The 21,329-nt window shown below is 45.1% G+C and carries 15 protein-coding genes; all 15 read left to right on the top strand.

Annotated features, from left to right (window positions below; genetic code table 11):
- The first annotated feature begins 3 nt into the window (after positions 1-3).
- Positions 4-1,827 carry an exo-alpha-sialidase gene (locus tag EWE74_RS12150; protein WP_130141802.1) on the top strand — a complete coding sequence of 608 codons (1,824 nt, stop codon included), beginning with the start codon at positions 4-6 and terminating at the stop codon, positions 1,825-1,827.
- A 20-nt stretch (positions 1,828-1,847) separates the two neighbouring features.
- Entirely contained in the window at positions 1,848-4,625 is a 2,778-nt protein-coding gene (locus tag EWE74_RS12145) for a glycoside hydrolase family 2 TIM barrel-domain containing protein (RefSeq protein WP_130141801.1), read from the top strand.
- Positions 4,626-4,652: 27 nt separating this feature from the next.
- A complete protein-coding gene (locus EWE74_RS12140; protein WP_130141800.1) occupies positions 4,653-7,382 on the top strand; it encodes an alpha-L-rhamnosidase in 2,730 nt (909 codons plus the stop codon).
- Between the two features lie 13 nt (positions 7,383-7,395).
- Positions 7,396-8,547 (top strand): sialidase family protein, encoded by a 1,152-nt coding sequence (locus EWE74_RS12135; protein ID WP_130141799.1) that lies wholly within the window; start codon positions 7,396-7,398, stop codon positions 8,545-8,547.
- A gap of 21 nt (positions 8,548-8,568) precedes the next feature.
- Positions 8,569-9,720: an iron-containing alcohol dehydrogenase gene (locus EWE74_RS12130; protein WP_130141798.1), complete on the top strand. Its 1,152-nt coding sequence runs from the start codon at positions 8,569-8,571 to the stop codon at positions 9,718-9,720.
- Position 9,721: 1 nt separating this feature from the next.
- Entirely contained in the window at positions 9,722-10,660 is a 939-nt protein-coding gene (locus tag EWE74_RS12125) for a dihydrodipicolinate synthase family protein (protein WP_130141797.1), read from the top strand.
- A complete protein-coding gene (gene pdxA, locus EWE74_RS12120) occupies positions 10,653-11,678 on the top strand; it encodes a 4-hydroxythreonine-4-phosphate dehydrogenase PdxA (protein WP_130141796.1) in 1,026 nt (341 codons plus the stop codon). Before EWE74_RS12125 ends, pdxA begins: the two co-directional genes overlap by 8 nt.
- A gap of 5 nt (positions 11,679-11,683) precedes the next feature.
- Complete coding sequence (locus tag EWE74_RS12115; protein WP_130141795.1) at positions 11,684-12,793, top strand: four-carbon acid sugar kinase family protein; 1,110 nt, start codon at positions 11,684-11,686, stop codon at positions 12,791-12,793.
- A gap of 41 nt (positions 12,794-12,834) precedes the next feature.
- Positions 12,835-14,397, top strand: a complete 1,563-nt coding sequence (locus EWE74_RS12110; protein ID WP_130141794.1) for a sodium:solute symporter — start codon at positions 12,835-12,837, stop codon at positions 14,395-14,397.
- Positions 14,394-15,779 (top strand): DUF4974 domain-containing protein, encoded by a 1,386-nt coding sequence (locus EWE74_RS12105; RefSeq protein ID WP_130141793.1) that lies wholly within the window; start codon positions 14,394-14,396, stop codon positions 15,777-15,779. Before EWE74_RS12110 ends, EWE74_RS12105 begins: the two co-directional genes overlap by 4 nt.
- A gap of 6 nt (positions 15,780-15,785) precedes the next feature.
- Positions 15,786-16,682 carry a sugar phosphate isomerase/epimerase family protein gene (locus tag EWE74_RS12100; protein WP_130141792.1) on the top strand — a complete coding sequence of 299 codons (897 nt, stop codon included), beginning with the start codon at positions 15,786-15,788 and terminating at the stop codon, positions 16,680-16,682.
- 33 nt (positions 16,683-16,715) lie between these two features.
- Positions 16,716-18,170 (top strand): glycoside hydrolase family 28 protein, encoded by a 1,455-nt coding sequence (locus EWE74_RS12095; protein WP_130141791.1) that lies wholly within the window; start codon positions 16,716-16,718, stop codon positions 18,168-18,170.
- 96 nt (positions 18,171-18,266) lie between these two features.
- Complete coding sequence (locus tag EWE74_RS12090) at positions 18,267-19,034, top strand: DeoR/GlpR family DNA-binding transcription regulator (RefSeq protein WP_130141790.1); 768 nt, start codon at positions 18,267-18,269, stop codon at positions 19,032-19,034.
- Positions 19,035-19,079: 45 nt separating this feature from the next.
- The gene (locus EWE74_RS12085; RefSeq protein ID WP_130141789.1) at positions 19,080-20,492 is read left to right on the top strand and encodes an L-fucose/L-arabinose isomerase family protein; all 1,413 of its coding nucleotides are present in this window, start codon (positions 19,080-19,082) and stop codon (positions 20,490-20,492) included.
- Positions 20,492-21,313 (top strand): transketolase, encoded by an 822-nt coding sequence (locus EWE74_RS12080; RefSeq protein ID WP_130141788.1) that lies wholly within the window; start codon positions 20,492-20,494, stop codon positions 21,311-21,313. The genes EWE74_RS12085 and EWE74_RS12080 overlap by 1 nt, the downstream gene beginning before the upstream one ends.
- Positions 21,314-21,329 lie beyond the last annotated feature (16 nt).

Here is a 21,329-nt window from a genome sequence, read left to right as displayed (position 1 = left end):
GAAATGAGATCAACAATATTAGGTATAGCCCTGTTATGTACGGCACAGTATGTGACGGCACAAGACACGATGACCTACGTGGGGAAAACGTTGTCCAACGTAGATTATCACCACGGACAGCTGAAACCTGCTGTGGGAACCCATAACATACAAACGTTTCGGGCGAACAGAGCTTTTCCAGAACATGCCGGCGGATTAAACTTTACCTATAACCATCAGCCTTTTTTAGCGTATTGGAACAATAAGTATTACCTGCAGTTTTTGAGTAACCCGGTTGGCGAGCATGTGGCGGAGGGAAAAACCTCTCTCCAGACGTCCAAAGATGGCTATACCTGGTCGGATCCGATAGAGCTGTTTCCGCCTTATTTGGTGCCGGAAGGGTTTACGAAACCAGGACGCACCGATAAAGCTGGGAAAGACCTCTATGCGATTATGCACCAACGTGTGGGATTCTATACGGCGTCTAACGGTAAGTTGCTGACCATCGGCTACTATGGCGTAGCACTCGACGCGAAAGATGACCCCAACGATGGTAACGGCATCGGACGTGTCGTGCGAGAAATTAAAAAAGATGGCTCTTTCGGTCCGATTTACTTTATCCGCTTTAATGCGTCATTTGATCAGAAGTTAGCAAAATTCCCATTTTATACGAAAAGTAAAGACAAGGCATTCGTGGCAGCGTGTAAGGAGCTGATGGAGAAACCGCTGCAAATGCAGCAATGGGTGGAAGAAGCTGATCGCGACGATCCGTTAGTTCCTTTTAAACGTCCGTTAAAAGCATTTGCCTATTATACGCTCGATAATGGAAATGTGGTCGGTATGTGGAAGCACGCCTTGACATCGGTCAGTAAGGATAAAGGAAAAACCTGGAGTTACGATCCATTACGTGCACCGGGTTTTGTGAACAGCAACGCGAAAATATGGGGCCAACGTACATCTGACAACCGTTTTGCCACTGTTTACAACCCGTCGGAGTTTCGTTGGCCTTTAGCGCTATCGACAAGTGATGATGGCCTAACGTATACGGACCTATTGTTAATCAATGGCGAGATCACGACCATGCGCTATGGAGGTAACTATAAATCGTACGGACCCCAATATCCAAGAGGAATACAGGAGGGTAATGGTGTACCGCCCGACAATAATATGTGGGTGACATACAGTATGAATAAGGAAGATATGTGGGTCTCGAAGGTGCCTGTACCAGTTACGGCGACTGTGACGGGTAATGTAAACGATGACTTCTCCCAAAATGCCGTAGAAATATTCAATCAATGGAATATATACAGCCCGTTATGGGCGCCGGTTCAGCTGGAAAATAATACCTTGGTACTAAAAGATAAGGATCCTTTTGATTATGCAAAGGCTGACCGGGTGATTGCATCTTCAAAGAAAGCAAAAATAGCCTTTACCGTTACGCCGAAACAGACGGATCACGGTAAGCTAGAGATTGAGTTGGTCAATGATTTGGGACAGGCAGCTGCCCGTATGGTGTTTGATGCGGAAGCACAGATTTTGAATAAAGCGGGATACCGTATGGCATCCGTACAATCTTACGAAGCTGGAAAAGCCTATCATATTGTGTTGACGGTAGATGTACATACACGCTCCTACCAGATCAACATCAACGGAACAGATAAAGGAACACGTTTGTTTTTCCAGCCAGTCAGTGAAATCAGCCGGGTGACATTCCGCACCGGAGAGATACGTCGGTACCCGAATGCGGATACACCAACAGATCAGGATTTTGATGTGGAAGATGCCGACGGAATGGACAACGAAGCAGCATACGCTATTTCATTGTTCCAAGCAGAGAAATTGAATTAATGATTAACCAAAAAATTGACATGAAGCGTAGTTATAGATGCGTATGGATGATGTGCTTGTGGTTTGTAGGACTATCGTTCTCGTATGCCCAAACCACAGCAATAAAATATTTATCTGGAAAAGGTAAAGACGATGGTGTGCTGTGGGATTTCTTCGTCACCGAAGGGATGAATTCGGGGAAATGGTCCAAAATACCGGTTCCTTCTAATTGGGAATTGCACGGGTTTGGTAAATATAACTACGGATTTAATAAAGAAGAAAATAAGGGTAAAGAAAAAGGTCTATATAAATATACGTTTACGGTAGACAAGGCTTGGAAGGGGCAGGTGGTAAACCTGGTGTTTGAGGGAGTCATGACCGATGCGGAGGTTAAAGTAAACGGAAAGTCTGCTGGAGAAATCCATCAAGGTTCTTTTTATGTTTTTAAGTATGATATTTCCAAGTTGTTGAACTATAAAGGGGATAATACGCTGGAAGTAACTGTGGCGAAACATTCTGCCAATAAATCGGTGAATGCAGCGGAACGGGAAGCCGACTACTGGATATTCGGTGGTATCTTCCGTCCCGTTTATCTGGAGGCGTTGCCACAAAGTTATATTCACCGCGCCTCGATTGATGCCAAAGCAGACGGTCATTTTCGTAGCATCATACAGAAGAGAGGCGGAGCGGATGCAATTCAAGTGCAGATCCAGGATCTTAATGGCCAATTGTATGGTGATGTTCTTTCTGCCCAATTTCAGGACGATCAGGCCGAGGTGAACGGGCAGTTTTCCAATCCGGCCTTATGGTCGTCGGAATTCCCACACTTATACCAAGCGCATATCACACTGCTAAAGAACGGGAAAAAGGTACACGAAAAAGTACAGAAATTTGGCTTTCGAACGGTGGAGGTTAAAGAGCGTGACGGCGTTTACGTCAATGGTGTAAAAATAAAATTCAAGGGCGTCAATAGGCATTCTTTCCATCCGGAATCTGGACGTACGACGAGCAAGGAGATCAGTATTCACGATGTGAAGCTGATGAAAGAGATGAACATGAACGCCGTCCGGATGGCCCATTATCCACCAGATAACCATTTTCTGGAAGTGTGCGATTCACTGGGCTTGTATGTCATGAACGAGCTTGGTGGTTGGCATGGCCATTACGACACACCAACGGGGACAAAACTCGTGGAGGAAATGATGGTCGTATCGGAGAACCATCCATCGATTATTTTTTGGGCAAATGGAAATGAAGGTGGACATAACCCGGAGCTGGACAGTTTATTTTTTGCTAACGATATCCAAAAACGCCCATTGATCTATCCTTGGGCAGTATATGGTGGTTTCGAAACGACGCACTACCGGGAATATAATTATGGTATCGGGACGTATGACCATGGCCATAATATTGTGATGCCGACGGAATTCCTGCATGGTATGTGGGATGGCGGGCATGGTGCTGGTATCGAAGATTACTGGACAGCGATGTGGGCTAATCCACTGTCGGCAGGGGGATTCCTTTGGGATTTTCAAGATCAGGGATTGGTGCGTACCGACAAAGACAATATCATAGACACCGACGGAAATCATGGTGCGGATGGTATCGTGGGGCCATATTACGAGAAGGAAGGAAGTTTCTATACGATAAAAGAGGTATGGAGTCCGATATTTTTTGAAAAGCGGGAGATGACGGAAGGGTTTGATGGGGCATTTAATATAGAAAACCGATATTCGTTTACCAATACAGATCAGTGTTCGTTCAGCTATGAACTTAAAAAGTTGGGCGCGTATGGGGAGGATAAAGGAAGCCAGACGGGAACAATTGCTGCACCGACTATAGCGCCTTACCACCGTGGCGTTTTGAAAGTAGATTTTCCGGCGGACTGGCAAGACTATGATGTGCTGTATATCACCGCTAAAGATGTCAACGATCTCGAAATTTTTACGTGGAGCTTCCCGATAAGCCGTCCGAATCAAATTGCAGAAAATATGAAGGAGACGACGGGCACTGCCGTTCAGGTCAACGAAACGGCTTCGCAGTATGTCGTTACGGCAAACGGTGTTACCATACGTATCAATAGGGAAAATGGACTGCTGGAAGAGGTTAAAAATGCAAAAGGTATTATTCCGTTTCATAATGGTCCTACCGTACAGGAAGCGGTGACAAATTTTAAAAACTTCACGCTGAAGCAGGAAGATGATAAAGTGGTGATTGCTTCTACGTTCGACAAGAAAGAAAGTTATAACACCTTGACCTGGGAGGTCTACCCTTCCGGACAGCTAAAGATGCATGTGCAATACTTTCCGAAGGAATACTTTACCAAGTTTGTTGGGGTCAATTTTTCCTTCCCGGAGGATAAGATAAAAGGCGTGGAATATATGGGTCGCGGTCCTTATCGCGTTTGGAAAAATCGGATGAAAGGAAACCAGTTTGGCGTGTGGAAGAAAGATTATAATGATGCCGCAACAGGTGAAATACCGTTTGAATATCCCGAGTTTAAAGGCTACCACAGTAATATGTACTGGACGAAGTTCATCACCGATGAACAGTCTTTCTTAGTGTTTACCGATCGGGAAGATGTATTTCTGCGTTTGTTTACACCGAAAGAGCAAAAGGATACCGATTGGAAAAACATGGAGCCGACGTTTCCAAATGGAGATATCTCTTTTATGAATGGTATTTCGGCCATCGGTACGAAAACCCAGAAACCAGAAACAACGGGACCAATGGGGATGAAGCACGTGTATTATGATTTTGAGAAAGAGCCTATCCGTGCGCTGCACATGGTGCTTTATTTTGATTTTTCAGGGCAATAGCCGTAAAAGATAATGCATATGACAAGTATGATGAAGACAATAGGTTTGTTGGTATGGTTGTGCTACAGTACAATGGCTTTTGCACAACCCAAAGTCGACGTGTTGCGGTGCGAATTGCTTCACAACCCTATAGGTATTGATATAAGTAACCCTCGGCTGAGCTGGCAGATCCAGACAGCGGAACGAAATGTCGTACAAACAGCTTATCATATCCTTGTCGCTTCGTCACCGGAAAAGCTTGCTCAACATAAGGGTGATCTTTGGGATACAGGTCAGGTTATTTCGGATAATTCCATTTTGGTGTTTTACGGCGGTAAAGCCCTAAAGAGTGATGCAGAGGTCTTCTGGAAAGTTAAAGTATATACCAATAAAGGGGAATCGGATTGGTCTGCTCCTGCACGTTGGCAGGTTGGTCTATTGTACTATAAAGACTGGGATAAACGATGGATTGGATTCGATAGGTATTTCGATACCGATGATCAACAGTCCGGTTATCTATCGGCGCGCTATTTCCGAAAAGAGATTTCCTTATCTAAAAAAGTAGCGAAGGCCACAGCCTATGTTATCGGTTTGGGGCTATACGAATTTTATATAGACGGGAAGAAAATAGGCGATCAGGTTCTGGCACCGGGGCTGACGGACTACACGCAAAATGTAAAGTACAATACCTTTGATGTGACCGAGCAACTAAGCGGAAACAACCATGCCTTGGGCGTGACCTTGGGAAATGGACGCTATTATGCGGTCCGCCAGGAAAAACCATACAAGGTAAAGGATTTTGGTTTCCCGAAGATGCAACTGCAGATTCGGATTACCTATACCGATGGCTCTAAACAGACGTTGTACAGCGATAATACTTGGAAGGGAGCGACCGATGGCCCCATTCGTTCCAATAACGAATACGACGGCGAAGTATATGATGCACGAAAGGAACTGCAAGGTTGGGCATCGCTTGGCTATGATGACACAGCTTGGATACCCGCGGAATACGTGCAGGAGCCCGGCGGAAAATATGAATCCCAGATCAACCGTAACATGAAGGTGATGCAGGATATCAAGCCGGTATCGATTACGTCGAAAGACGGGAAATATATGCTCGACTTTGGGCAGAATTTTTCGGGTTGGGTGAAGATGCGTGTACAAGGTGCCCGTGGTACGGAAGTTACATTACGTTTTGCAGAATCACTAAATGACGATGGTACGTTGTTCCGGGATAATCTGCGCGCGGCGAAAGCGACGGATACGTATATCTTAAAAGGGAATGACGAAGAAGTGTGGGAACCGAGATTCACCTATCACGGGTTCCGTTATGTGGAAGTATCAGGATATCCCGGTGAAGCTGACGTAGACGATTTTATGGGACGTTTCGTGTATGACGAAATGGAGACCGTAGGCGAGTTTAGTTCTTCCAATCCGCTATTGAACCAGCTGCATGAAAACGCTTGGTGGGGTATAGCCTCCAATTACAAAAGTATTCCAGTTGACTGTCCGCAACGCAACGAACGCCAAGCTTGGTTAGGTGACCGACCGACGAGTGCCTACGGAGAAAATTTCCTGTTCGATAACGCGAATTTCTATGTTAAGTGGTTGGAAGATATTCGGCTATCTCAAAAAAACGATGGCGCCATTCCAGATGTCGCACCGGCTTTCTGGCGCTATTATAGTGATAACATGACCTGGCCTAGCGCTTATCCCATGATTGCCGATATGCTGTTTCGGCATACGGGGGATGTCCGGGTATTGCAAGACCATTATCCATCCATGAAGAAATGGATGGATTACATGCGCGCTCGCTATATGGATGATAAGGGTATCATCACCAAGGATAGCTACGGTGACTGGTGCGCACCACCTGTGACGATTGAGGCGGGTCGAGGGAAAAGCGCAGATAAAAAATATCCGAATCCGGTGCTATCAACGGCTTACTATTACTACCTCTTGCAGCTTATGGCTGATTTTTCAATACATGTCGGAAATGAACTGGATCGTGCCGATTTTCTACAGCAGGCGGCGCAGATACGAAAGGACTTCAACTTGCAATTTTATAATCAAAACGGTGGATATGGCAACAATACGCTAACGGAAAACTTGCTGGCTATGTATTTTGGCCTGGTTGAAGAGAATGAGAAGGTTAAGTTGGCCGATCGTATTGTCGAGATTATTGAGAAGGAAAACAAGGGACATTTAAGTACAGGTGTTGTGGGGACGCAGTGGATTATGCGTACGTTGAGCGATATGGGAAGGTCTGACCTGGCTTTCAAGCTCACCACGAACAGGACTTATCCTTCATGGGGATACATGATCGAACACGGGGCGACGACAATTTGGGAGCTTTGGAACGGAAATACGGCACATCCGCAGATGAATTCCGAAAACCATGTCATGATGCTAGGGGATCTGCTCGTGTGGTCTTATGAAAACCTGGCAGGGATCAAGTCCAAAGAAAATGGATTTCAGACGATCATCATGAAGCCAGAGTTAATCGACGGTTTAGATCATGTGGAAGCGAGTTACCATAGTGTATACGGAGCCATTAAATCTAACTGGACAACTAGCAAAACGACCTTTACTTGGGATATTGCTGTTCCAGCGAATGCAAAAGCAGAGATATATCTGCCTGCAAAAAATTCATCATCCATTACGGAAGGAAATAGAAATTTAGAAGGCAATAGTGATATTCAGGTGCTATCAGAAGAAGGAGGGAGAGTGCGAGTAGCAATCGGATCGGGTAGCTATCAATTTAAAACGAAACCATAAATATATGGCGCAAATGAAAAATAAGATAAGTTTATCTGTTATTACCTGTTTTTTGTTCCTTTTTGGGGCACAAGCACAGCAAAATGCGCTAAACAAATGGCAAAAGGGGATTGTGAAAGACGAGTTTATCTATGATAAAGCCGCCTTTCCTTCTTGTCATTCTGCAAGTATCGCGGAAACGACAACAGGTAATTTGGTATACACGTTTTTTGGTGGAACGAGAGAACGCCACCCCGATGTGGAGATTTATATATGTCGGTATGAAAACGGACAATGGAGTGCACCGATGTCTGTAGCAGATGGCGTGCAGCAAGATGGGAGCAGACTACCAACTTGGAATCCAGTACTATATCAAATTCCTCATGGCGACTTGTTGTTGTTCTACAAAGTTGGACCTAAACCATCCGAATGGTGGGGCATGCTAAAGCGTTCTACAGACGGTGGAAAAACGTGGTCGGCTGCGGAAAAACTTCCGGAAGGATATCTCGGACCCGTTAAGAATAAACCTGTTTTATTAAGTAACGGCAATTTAATTTGCCCGACGAGTACAGAAGGAAGCGGCTGGAATATCTATTTTGAAATGACACCTGATTTTGGCAAGACTTGGCGCAAGGTAGGGCCGATTGCAACGGGGGAAGATAACCTTCAAGCGATTCAACCTAGTATTTTAGATCATGGAAATGGCAAATTACAGATTTTGGCGAGAAGCCGTAACTGGGCTTTGGTAGAATCCTGGTCTTACGATAATGGGGAGACGTGGACACCGTTAAACAAAACAATGCTGCCCAATAACAACTCTGGCACGGATGCAGTCACGATGGAAAATGGAATGCATGTGCTGGTATACAACCACGTATTGCCGGGCCCTGAAAATCCGAAAGGACCGCGTACACCACTGAATGTTGCGGTTTCTAAAGATGGTAAAAAGTGGGATGCCGTGTTGATTTTGGAGGATTCTCCGATCAGTCAATATTCCTACCCGGCCGTTATACAGACGAAGGATGGCTTATTGCATTTCGCTTATACATGGCGGCGGCAAAAGATGAAGCATGTGGTGGTAAATCCGAAGAAATTAAAGAGAAGAGCAATCAAAGACGGCGTCTGGCCAAGTGTCAAGGGCTACGAGCTGCCTACTTTGGAAACGTACAAAGCAGAAGAAGAATAAATAGATTATCGAAATAAGAATATGTCAATAGATCGGATATTAAAGGTTAGCTTTCCGGGGGCGTTGGTTTTTGGAAATGGTGTGCTGAAGCAGCTGGCCGAAGATGTGGTGGCGCAGGGATATAAAGCGGTCGTTATCATGACAATCAAGCCCCTGTTGGGTTCATTAGCGGATTTGACGGTAGCATTGGAAAGAAATAATATAGCGCTACTAATCGATACCAGCATTGAACAGGAGCCGTCCTTTTCAGATGTGAAACAAGTTTTGCAACAGTTTTCATCGTTCCCTGCAGATGCAGTCATCGGCATCGGTGGGGGCAGTGTATTGGACGTGGCAAAAGTGGTAGCTGCACAGCTGGATAATACGCAATCTCTGGAAGAGATTGTCGGAAATGGGATGTTAAAGGGAAGAAATAAGGCGCTTATTTGTGTGCCAACCACCTCGGGAACGGGAAGTGAGATGTCTCCAAATGCGATTTTGGTAGATGATGAAAATCAGAAAAAAGGTATCATTAGTCCTTTTTTGGTTCCGGATAAAGTCTATATAGACCCCTTGCTTACGATTGGTGTGCCGCCCGCTGTTACAGCTGCTACCGGCTTGGATGCGTTGACACACTGTTTGGAAGCCTATACGAATAAGTTTTCACAACCTTTTATAGATATGTATGCTTACGAGGGTATGCGGCTGATAGCCGCGAATCTGGAAGAAGCGGTACATAACGGGACAAATGAAGAAGCACGGTATCATGTAGCGATGGGAAGTATGCTGGGCGGATGCTGCTTGGGTCCGGTTAACACCGCAGCAGTACACGCGCTATCCTATCCTTTGGGAAGTATGTTTCACTTGGCACACGGACTTTCCAATGCATTGCTATTACCCTATGTGATGGAGTATAACTATGTGGCTTCTCCAAAGAAGTATGCCGAAGTGGCGATTGCTTTAGGATGTGACCGCTTAACCACGGATGAAGAGACCGCTCTTGCCGGTATTGCAAAAATAAGAAAACTGATCAGTGCTTGCGGTATCCCAGCTCGTTTACGCGATGTGGAAATACCTAGAGAGGCTATTCCTCAAATGGCGGAGGATGCCATGAAGATTACACGGTTGTTGGTAAACAACCCGCGGGAAATTACCCTGCACGATGCCATAACCATATTTAATGCTGCCTATTAAAATGAAAGAAATAAGAAGAAAAAAAGAAACTATTGTGCCAGTGGTTGCTCCACTGAAACAAGATTTAAGTTTGGATCAAGATGCTGTAGCCCGTATATTTTCGTATTTGTATACCAATGGAGCCACACCCTTCATCCTAGGCACGACGGGCGAGTCGGCATCGCTCTCCAACACGTTTAAAGAGGCATATCTCAGAGCAGCCGTTGCCAATAGACCGGAGGGTGAAAAATTATATGTAGGGATTTCGTCGAATATCCTCGAGGATTCCATTTCCTTTGCCAACCTGGCATTCGATTTAGGAGTGTCCGAGGTGGCGGCGACGCTGCCAACCTATTATAAGCTATCGGATGGACAGATGGAAAAGTATTATCTGGATTTGGCGGAAGCGATTACGCCTAATTTGATTGTCTACAATATCCCGGCAACTACCCACATGTCTATACCCCTTAATTTGTTAGATAGGTTAAGTCATCACCCTAAAATTGTAGCTGTAAAGGATTCGGAGCGTAATATGGAGCGGTTGGATCAGTCGCTGGAGTTATGGAGAGATCGAATAGATTTTAAGCATTATATGGGTTGGGCAGGAGCGTGCGCGCATTCGTTGATAAACGGTAGCGATGGGATTGTGCCGAGCTCGGCAAATTTCGCTCCGGCTATATATCGAGATATGTGCTTAGCGGTAGAACAAGGGGATCTGGAAAGTGCTTACGCTTTACAAAAACAATCAGACGACTTAGGTGCGTTGTATCAATCCAACAAATCATTAGGAGAATCATTATGGGCACTGAAGATATTGATGAAGCAGTTGGGATTATGCGAATCCTATATGATGCCACCCTTATATACGTTAGGAAAACAGGAAGAAGAGCATATTGTGAAAGCCTATCAAACGTTGATAACAAAGGATAATATTAAACTGAATTTAGTTAGTCATGTATAAACCGATTATTGGTATTACCATGGGGGATCCGGCGAGTATCGGCCCCGAAATAGCATTGAAAGCATTATTGGATGCTCGTGTGCAAGCTATTTGCAAACCGATTTTGGTTGGGGATGCAGCAGTTTTTCGGCAAATAGCATCGCTGTTACAGATTCCGATACGTATCCACGCTGTGGAACAGGTTTCAGAAGCCCAGTTTGTAGCTGGAGAGGCAGATGTGTTGGATTTGAAAAATACAGATTTGTCTAAAGTAACCTTTGGGGAGATATCATCGGAGGCAGGAAATGCTTCCTTTGAAGCAGTTACCAAGGTAATAGATCTGGCGTTAAACGGAGAGGTAAATGCCACTGTGACAGGGCCAATAAATAAAAAATCTGTAAACGAGGCGGGGCATCATTTTGCGGGGCATACGGAGATTTACGCCCATTACACGCAAACAAAAAAGTATGCTATGCTCCTCGTAGAAGAAAACATGAAGGTTATTCATGTGTCTACACATGTGTCCTTGCGTCAGGCCTGCGATCTCGTGAAAAAGGATCGTATTGTGGAAGTGACAGAACTATTGCATCAGGGTTTGATGAGTTTGGGCGAAAAAAACCTAAAAATAGGTATAGCAGGCCTGAATCCGCACGCAGGTGATTCGGGTTTGTTTGGTACGGAAGACGATGAAGAGATTGTACCAGCCGTAGAAGAAGCACGCAAACGTGGGTATGATGTGGAAGGCCCTGTACCTGCGGATACGTTGTTTTCGAAGGCGGCTACCGGCTACTACGGTGGTATTGTTGCGATGTATCATGACCAAGGGCATATTCCCTTTAAACTCACAGGTTTTAAATGGAACGCCGAGAAAAAGCAAATGGATAGTGTGAAGGGGGTAAATATTACGATGGGCTTACCGATTATCCGAACATCGGTTGACCACGGTACGGCTTTCGAAATTGCCGGAAAAGGTGTGGCAAGTCCGGATGCAATGATATTGGCGATTGAATCTGCGGTGCAATTGGCATCAAATAAATAATACGTATGACGATATTGGTAATTGCGGATGACTTGACAGGCGCTGCCGAAATAGGCGGGATAGCTTTGCGCAACGGATTATCGGTAGAAATCGTGCATACGTTGGCCATGCCGCCACGTAAAGATGTTCAGATTCTGAATACGAATACACGCTCTTTACAGGCAGATGAGGTTATTCCTCACCTTAAGACACTTTTTAAAGCCGAATTTTCAGATCGTTGGGATTGGATATACCTCAAGTTTGATTCTGCTTTACGCGGACATATCGCAACGGAAATCTCCTTTTATCGAGCAGTTTTTCAAAAAGATCATGTTGTTTTTTGCCCTGTAAATCCCGCTTTGGGGCGTATAATTGCAGCCGGCTTGTATTGGGTGGAAGGGAAACCTATCGGAGAAACGGATTTTTCACGGGATCCGGAATTTCCCGTGCGCAAAAGCGGGGTGTTGGAGGCAATCGGTGCGGAGACATGGGTGCTCGCCGAAGAAGTGCCGACAGCCCATAATAAAGATATACCTTATACGGTTGCGGCTGTCCGGGATAGCGACGATCTAAATCGATGGGCAGCTTCTTCCATATCTTTCGGGATGTATGCGGGCGCAGCAGCATTTTTTGAGGCTTTGCTGCATCACCGCATGCCGTCTTTTTCAACAACTGTAGGGGATGAGTCTCTTCCAAAGCCACCCCTTCTTTATGTTTGTGGATCTAATCATGCGCATAGTATTCGACGGGTGAAAAGCTTACATGCGGATAATGTGATCTATTGGCGGGATATCGGACAGGAGGAGGAGTTGGCCCGCAATATATGTCAGAAAATCAATAAGAGCGGAAAAGTAGTGTTTGCTGTAGAGCCTTCGCAGTGCATGGAAGCACGTATTATTCGGACATCTATGGCGCAGGTGGTGGCATTAGTTCAGGATAATGCTGCGGTGCAGGAGTTGTTGATTGAAGGCGGAGCGACCGCTAGGACGGTATTGGAAGCCTTGCATATCGATACGCTTTGGCCGATAGGAGTATATGGACAGGGCGTGATTCGCAACCATGTGCCGGAAACCACATGGACAGTAACATTGAAACCGGGGAGTTATCCTTGGACAGAAAAATTATGGGTATTTTAGCCCAGTCGGTCTGAGGACCAAATAATGAGAGAAGAAACCTTATGTTAAGTATACTTGATTATGGCATTATTATAGCCGTTTTATTGATAACGTTGTATTTCGGACTTCGGTATGCCAAGAACCAAAAATCAACCGAAGCGTATTTTTCTGCGAAAGGACGTGTTCCTTCTTGGGCAATTGGGATGTCACTCCTGGCAACCCTGATTAGTAGTGTTACTTTTCTAGGATATCCAGCTGAAGGTTATGCTAACAATTGGATATTGTTGGTGCAGGGGTTGATGGTGCCGATTGTACTGCTCGGCACAGTGTGGTTTATTGTGCCGTTATATCGAAAAGTGATCGGATTGAGTACCTACGAGTACTTTGAAAAGCGTTTTGGCAATTTTGCGCGTTATTACAGTTCCATTGCGTTTGTCTTGCGCCAGTTCTCCGGAATGGGAACGGTTTTATATCTGCTGGCCGTGGCGTTGTCGAGCATGACAAATATCAATACCTATTGGATTATACTGGTGGTGGGAAGTATTATCGTGATCGTCAATTTGCTAGGTGGTATTGAGGCGGTCATTTGGCTGGATGTATTTCAGGGGTTCATGCTCTTTGCCAGTGGAATTCTCTGCATATTGGTCATTATTTTCTCCGTGAATGGTGGGTTTCCGGAAGTATGGCGTGTGGCGTCGGAAAATGGACGAACGGGATTTGGACCGTACGATCTGGATTTTACACGATTAACGTTTGTCGTGATGGCCATCAACGGGATGTTTTATGCGATTCAAAAGTATGGTACGGATCAAACGGTTATTCAGCGGTACCTGACAGCACGTTCGGATAAGTCGGCTATACGTGCTTCGTTAATGGGCATTTTGTTGACGGTTCCGGTATGGTCGCTCTTTATGTTTATCGGAACGGCCCTGTTCGTATACTATACGCAGCAACCGCTACCGGATAATATCGGGCCGAATAGTGTATTTCCTTATTTTATCATGACACAGCTTCCGGTAGGGGTAGTAGGCTTTATACTATCGGCGATGATCTCTGCAGCTATATGTAGCTTGAGTGCAGATTTAAATTCATTGGCAGCGGTGGGTATTGAAGATTATTATAAAAAACTGCGTCCGGAGAAAGTCGATAACGAATATCTACGGGCTAGCCGTTGGATGGTGGCTATCGCCGGGATTATCGCTATGGTGATCGGCTTTATCTACGTAGAATTAGGTAGCGAAAGTATCCTGGGTATCATCTTTACGCTTTATGCGATATTTTCTGGAGGTATTGTAGGGGTTTTCTTATTGGGGATTTTTACCGAACGAGCAAACCGACAGGGTATCAATATTGCGATTGTGGTATGTATTCTCTTTACAGCTTACGCATTTTTAACCAGTACAGAGATTGAATTTAGAGGAGAGTCGTTTGTCCTACTGGATCTCGGAGCGTTTAACTTTACACACAACAAGATGATGTTGGGCGTATACAGCCACTTAGTGGTTATCGGCGTTGGATATGTTGCCAGTCTGTTCTATCCGAAGCCAGAACTGGATCCTAATTTATACTATAAGGGATGGAAGGCAAACCGTAAATTGGATAAAGAAAATGGAATAGAATCATGAAAAGAATCTTAGCTATTGTTGTGATATGTTTATGTTGTTCTGGCCTGTTTATCCAGGCACAAAATTCCGATGATCGATACCGTATGCCGTTAAAGGACGTGTTGGGGATTTTGGAAGAACGATACGACGTCCAGATCAAATATGATGAAAAGACAGTGGAGGGGAAATGGTTGCATTATGCGGCGTGGCGCTTCCGCAAAGATGTGGACGAGACGCTTCAGAATATATTGACGCCGCTAGATCTGAAAGTCAATAAAGAAGGAGAAGGGAAATACAAACTCAAAGAATATGAATATTACCGTTGGGAACCGCAGGACGGTTGGGATTATTTGGACGAGTTGGCTACGCAGTACAACGATAAGGACAGTTGGGAACAGCGAAAACAGAAAATCCGTCCGGATTTATACAGGGCCCTGAAGTTGTCGCCTATGCCAGCAGCACCGAATTCGGCGCCGTTAGTGACGAAAAAGCGGACGTTTAAGAACTATACCGTAGAGAATTTCGCGCTGGAGATTATGCCCGGATTATATGTAAACGGCTCTATCTATCGGCCTTTGAAAGCAAAAGGTAAAGTCCCGTTGATGTTAAGTCCAGATGGACACTGGGGAGGTCATCGCTTCCGGAGGGATGCGCAGATTCGCTGTGCTATGACAGCACAGATGGGCGCTATAGCGGTTAGTTATGATCTCTTCGGTTGGGGAGAATCGACTTTGCAGTTTAAACCCGAAGATCATCGCCGAAGCTTATCATTAACGGTGCAGACATTAGGCGCTATACGGATATTGGATTGGATGTTGCAAGACAAAAATATCGATACCGATCGTGTAGGTATTTGTGGTGGCTCCGGTGGCGGAAGCCATACCGTACTGATGACAGCCCTGGACGACCGCATTACGCTGAGCATACCTGTTGTTTCCTTGTCTTCCTATTTCTACGGCGGCTGCCCTTGTGAAAGTGGTTTACCGATCCATATGGCTGCTGGGGGAACAAACAATGTAGAATTAGCGGCCATGGCAGCCCCTCGTCCTCAACTGGTGATCTCAGACGGGAAGGATTGGACGGCACACATGCCGGAGCATGATTTTCCGTATCTACAAAAGATATATGCGTATTATGGAAAAGCAGAGGGTGTAGAAAATGTGCATCTTCCAGAAGATGGACACGATTTTGGATATGCTAAGCGTAAACCGGTTTATGATTTTATGCATAAACATTTTAGACTCCATACCAAGGAACTAAAAAATGCAACAGGCGATTACGACGAGTCTGGCTGTGTGATAGAAGAAGAAACAGCCTTATATGCATTTGGACCGAATGGGGAAAATCTGCCCTCAAACGCTATACAGGGCTACGAAAATTTGGAAGAACTATTTAAAGATTAAAAACATATGAAAGCATTAAATAGACGGGAATTTATTACGACAGCTGCTCTAGGCGCAACAACCTTGATGTTACCAAAATCGACGTGGGCGTTTGCTCCGAAAGAACAACGTTATAAAGTAGCGGTTATCGATTTGATGATTCTGAAAAGGCAAAAGCTTGGAGCCGTTAAGCTGACCAACGAAATTGGTGCGGATGGCCTCGAAGTGGATATGGGTGGATTAGGCAATCGCGATACGTTTGACAATCAGTTTTTCGATGACGCATTTCGAACAAATTATCTCAACGAATTGAAAGAATATGGTATAAAAGTGGCTTCGGTCGCGATGACCGGCTTTTACGCACAGTCTTTTGCAACGCGACCTACATATCAACAAATGGTAGGCGATTGTCTGAAGACTTGTCAGCTGTTGGGGGCAAAGATAGCTTTTTTACCACTGGGAGTACAGGGCGATTTAGTGCAGAATCCGGAACTGCGTCCGGCTATTGTAGAACGATTGAAGGAAGTGGGAAGAATGGCTAAAAAAGCAGGTGTTATCGTTGGAATAGAAACGGCCCTCGATGCAAGGGGAGACGTGGAGTTGTTAAAAGAGATCGGATCGAAGAATATCCAGATCTATTTTAATTTTTCCAATCCTTTAAAAGAAGGGCGGGATTTAATAGAAGAACTCCAAATCCTTGGTAAGAAGCGTATTTGTCAAATACACTGTACCGATGAGGATGGGGTATGGCTAGAGCATAATACACGCTTGGACATGCCGAAAGTGAAAGAAACCTTGGATAAAATGGGCTGGAAGGGCTGGTTAGTGATCGAACGCTCCAGAGACGCTAATTTGTCACCTCGTTCCGTGAAGGAAAACTTCGGCGCAAATACGCGGTATGTAAAATCTGTTTTTCAAAAATAATGGCCTTATCGCCGCTTACAAAACTATAATTGCATGAAAACGATATGGATGGGGTTAATGGCACTTTTGTGTGCGGCTTGTGCTTCGACCTCTTTACAAGAAAGATTAGACAAGAGCTTGCCAACATATGACGAAGTGGGGGCTGCTGTAATGCCGGATGTAATTGCGCCTGTGCAATCGCCTTTTTTTGAATACGACTTCAAACGTCCTACCTTTCCGGAGCGTATCGATTCGTTATCCCCTGGAGAGGATGTTATCCAGGAAGGCATCGATCAATTGGCTTCTGCAGGTGGTGGGACATTGGTGTTGACTGAAGGCGACTACCTGTCGGGGAGAATTGAATTAAAATCAAATATCAACCTACATCTACAAGAGGGAGCTGTGATCACGTTCAAAAGTGAGATCGTGGATTTCTTGCCGGTGGTATATACCCGAAATGAGGGCATAGAATTATACTCGCTAGGGGCATGTATCTATGCAAACGATGCGGTAAATATTGCCATTACGGGCAAGGGAAAGCTGGTTGGCCCGGGAGAAGGATCCATACGCGAGCAGACAATGACGCACGATGTAATCGAAAATATCGTGCATAGCGATACGCCGATAGAAGAGCGTATATACGATGGTAAAACGACAGCGTTTATTTTTCCACCAGCGATGATTGCGCCGATCAACTGTAAGCAGGTTTTTATCGAAGGACTTACTTTAGAGCGCTCTGCTTTTTGGAATGTCGTGCCGACCTTTTGCGAGGATGTAATTGTCCGCGGGGTACAGGTGTATTCTAAAGGCATTCCACGCGGTGATGGGATAGATATTGAATCATCCAAAAATGTATTGGTGGAGTATTGTAGCCTCTATACCGGTGATGACTGTATCGCGATAAAAGCGGGTAGAGGATACGACGGACTTCGCGCCGCCAAACCCTCAGAAAATATTGTGGTACGTTACTGTTTAGCCGGCGAAGGACATGGTGGTATCACGCTGGGCAGTGAAACAGCGGGTATGATCAAAAATCTATACGTCCACGACTGCGCCTTCGATGGTACGGATGTGGGGATACGCTTTAAAACACGTCGTCCACGCGGTGGTGGAGGGCAACATATTGCCTTTGAAAATATCCGAATGAATATCGGAAAATCAGCATTACGTTGGGATATGTTGGGAAGTTCGCAACATGTGGGTGCGCAGGCTAGTCGTGACTTCGCTGTGGAGGTCAATGCCTTAACGCCGAAATTTTCAGATGTAACCATTAATAACGTACTTATCGAAACTGCAAGGGAATGTATCCATGTAGAAGGAATTCCCGAGTCGAGATTGGAAAATGTGACGATTTCTAACATGTACGCTACAGGAAAGCGCTATTTGGCCATCAACGATGCGGAAAATTTTGTTATCCAGAACAGCGAGATACATTGCGAGGATTGTGCGATAGATAGTGTGCATGTAGCTGGTTTAGTAGAGGAAAATGTAACGATCATCCAGGAATAGGGGTTTTTTATATTTTTTATTTTTTTCTTTTTTCTTTGTTTATTTCGTTTTATTTTCGATATTTAGCATTAGTAAATATTATTGTGTTAACTACTTATGCTACCAATACAACGAAGAGAGAAGATACTAGGATTACTGAAAGAAGACGGCGCTGCTAAAGTGATAGACCTAGCAAATCTTTTTAAGGTGACTGAAGCAACCATTCGCCAAGATCTAGAAAAACTGGAAAAGGAAGGTCTTATTTCGCGCGATCATGGAGGAGCCTATCTACGTAATATAGAAGATCAGGTTCGGAATTTTTCGCTTTCGCATCAAAACGAAAATATAGACAAAAAAGAGCAAATCGCCCTGAAATGTGTAGAACTTATTGAAGACGGAGATACGATTATCTTGGATTCCGGTTCGACGACGACGGAGATTGCCCGTAAAATAAAAGGTCTGAAGAACCTGACTGTTATTACCAATGCCCTGAATATTGCACTCATGTTAGGAGCGGAGCCGGGCATAGAGGTGATTATGACCGGAGGCGAGTTTAAACCGCCAACCTTATCACTTACCGGACAAAAAGCAGCCGATTTTTTTAAGGGTATCAACGTACAGAAGCTTTTTCTAGCAACAGCAGGCGTGTCTTTAAAGGCAGGACTGACCTATCCCAGTATCAGTGATATTGTGGTTAAAAAGGCAATGGTCGAAGCGGCCGAGCTAACTTATTTGGTCGCGGATTCTACCAAGATCGGGAAAACATCGTTTGCCAGCCTGGGTGCCATGTCGCTTATCGATTTTCTGATCACGGATGCCGATATACAAGAAGCGCATAAAAACATGTTTAGGGATCATGAAATTGAGATCATCATAGCGAATTGAGGAGCGCTAGCATAAAAAGTAAATTAATAAACATAGAGAGAAGAAATGAATACAGGAGCGCTAGGTGTTATTTTTGGGAACCGGGATTTTTTTCCTGACCATTTAGTGGGCACCGCAAGAAAAGAAGTGAAAAGTGTGTTGGATAAGTTGGGATTAGCCTATAGGATGTTGGAGGAATCTGATACGAAGTTAGGTGGTGTAGAGACCTTTGCAGATGCCCAAAAGTGTGCAAACCTTTTTAAGGCACATCGGGAAGAGATCATGGGAATCTTGGTTGTGTTGCCGAATTTTGGGGATGAAAGAGGGATGGCGGAGACTATCCGGTTGTCGGGATTAGATGTTCCCGTTCTTGTACAAGCTTACCCCGATGATCTGGATAAATTGGATGTGGCCCGTAGGCGAGATGCATGGTGTGGCAAGATATCGGTTTGTAATAATTTATATCAATACGGAATCAAGTATAGTTTAACCGATCAACACGTTATCCGGCCAGATGATGAAGGTTTTGCACAAGAAGTGAAGGACTTCGCTGCAGTGTGTCGTGTCGTCCGAGGATTGAAAGGTATGCGGATTGGTGCGATTGGCGCCAGACCGGGCGGCTTTAATACCGTACGATACAGTGAAAAAATACTGCAAAGGAACGGTATTACGGTCGTAACGGCAGATCTTTCTGAAATCTTGGGGCGGGCTAATCGTATCAAAGACGGAGATACCAAGGTGAAAGAACATATAGAAACCATCACCAATTACGCGAAACGGGGATTGACCCCTGATGAGTCGCTGGTGCAGATGGCGAAGCTGGATATCGTACTCAAAGAGTTTGTAGAAGAGCATGCATTAGATGCTACCGCATTGCAATGTTGGACGTCTCTACAGCAAAACTACGGCTGTAATGTATGTACCTCCATGAGTATGATGAGCGAAAACATGCTGCCCAGTGCCTGCGAGGTAGATGTAACGGGTACATTGACCATGTATGCTATGCAGTTGGCGTCCGGCACGCCAAGTGCTTTGGTGGATTGGAACAATAACTACGCCGACGATCCCAATAAGACGGTTTTGTTCCACTGCGGGAACTGGGCAAAGGCATTCCTGCCGGAGATTGAAATTAGCAACGCGCCAATTCTGGGCTCGTCGTTAGGCGTAGAAAATACATGGGGGGCACTGGACGGAAGGACACCGGCATCGCCATTGACCTACGGCCGGATCAGTACAGATGATGTGCAGGGTAAAATAAAAGTATATCTAGGCGAAGGAGAGCTCACAGACGACGAGCTGAATACGTTTGGCAACCGGGCAGTTGCACAGATTCCCGATCTGCAGGGGCTTATGCAATATGTCTGTAGAAATGGTTTCGAGCATCACGTGGTCATGAATGCTTCTAAGACCGGCAAGATACTCGAAGAAGCATTGGGTAACTACTTCTCCTGGGAAGTATATAATCATGATAACAAGTAATGAAAGAATCGTTAGCAAAAAAATCTATTGAATACCGTAAACGTATCTTAAAATACATTTACAAAGCAAAGGCGGGGCATACGGGAGGAAGCTTGTCTTGCGTCGATGTATTGAACGTGCTGTATAATAGGATTATGAATGTTGGTCCTGCCAATTTCGATAGCCCCGATAGGGATCGTTATGTGCAGAGTAAAGGGCATTGCGTGGAAGCTTTGTTTGTCGTATTGGCCGATCAAGGTTTTTTTCCGGAATCGGAACTGGAAACGCTGTGCCAATATAATTCTCATTTTATTGGACACCCCACGCGGAAGGTGCCTGGTGTGGAGCAGAATACAGGAGCCTTAGGGCATGGTCTTTCGCTGAGTGTAGGAATGGCTATTGCGGCTAAACTGGACAAGAAGGATTATCAAGTATTTACCTTAATGGGCGACGGTGAGCTGGCGGAAGGTTCTAATTGGGAAGCGGCGCTGACAGCCTCACACTATAAGCTGGATAATCTTTGCGCCATTGTGGACTATAACCGCCTGCAGATTTCGGCGCCGACCCGGGATGTATGCAATACGGATCCGGTAGCGGATAAGTTTAGAAGTTTTGGTTGGGAAGTAGTGGAGGTTGATGGGCATAATCTGGATGCGTTGGAAGCGACATTCCACAAGCTTCCCTTTGCGACGGGGAAACCCTCTTTGGTGATTGCCCATACCGTGAAAGGTAAGGGGATCAGTTATATGGAGAATGTGTTGAAGTGGCACCATGGGGTGCCGAGTGAAGATCAATATGAACAGGCACAAAAGGAATTGGATAGCGCCCTTTTAGCGCTTTAATGTAGAAAGGCTTTGG

The organism is Sphingobacterium corticibacterium (assembly GCF_004208525.1).
Lineage (GTDB): Bacteria > Bacteroidota > Bacteroidia > Sphingobacteriales > Sphingobacteriaceae > Sphingobacterium > Sphingobacterium corticibacterium.
This window is presented reverse-complemented; position numbering and strand designations above follow the sequence as displayed.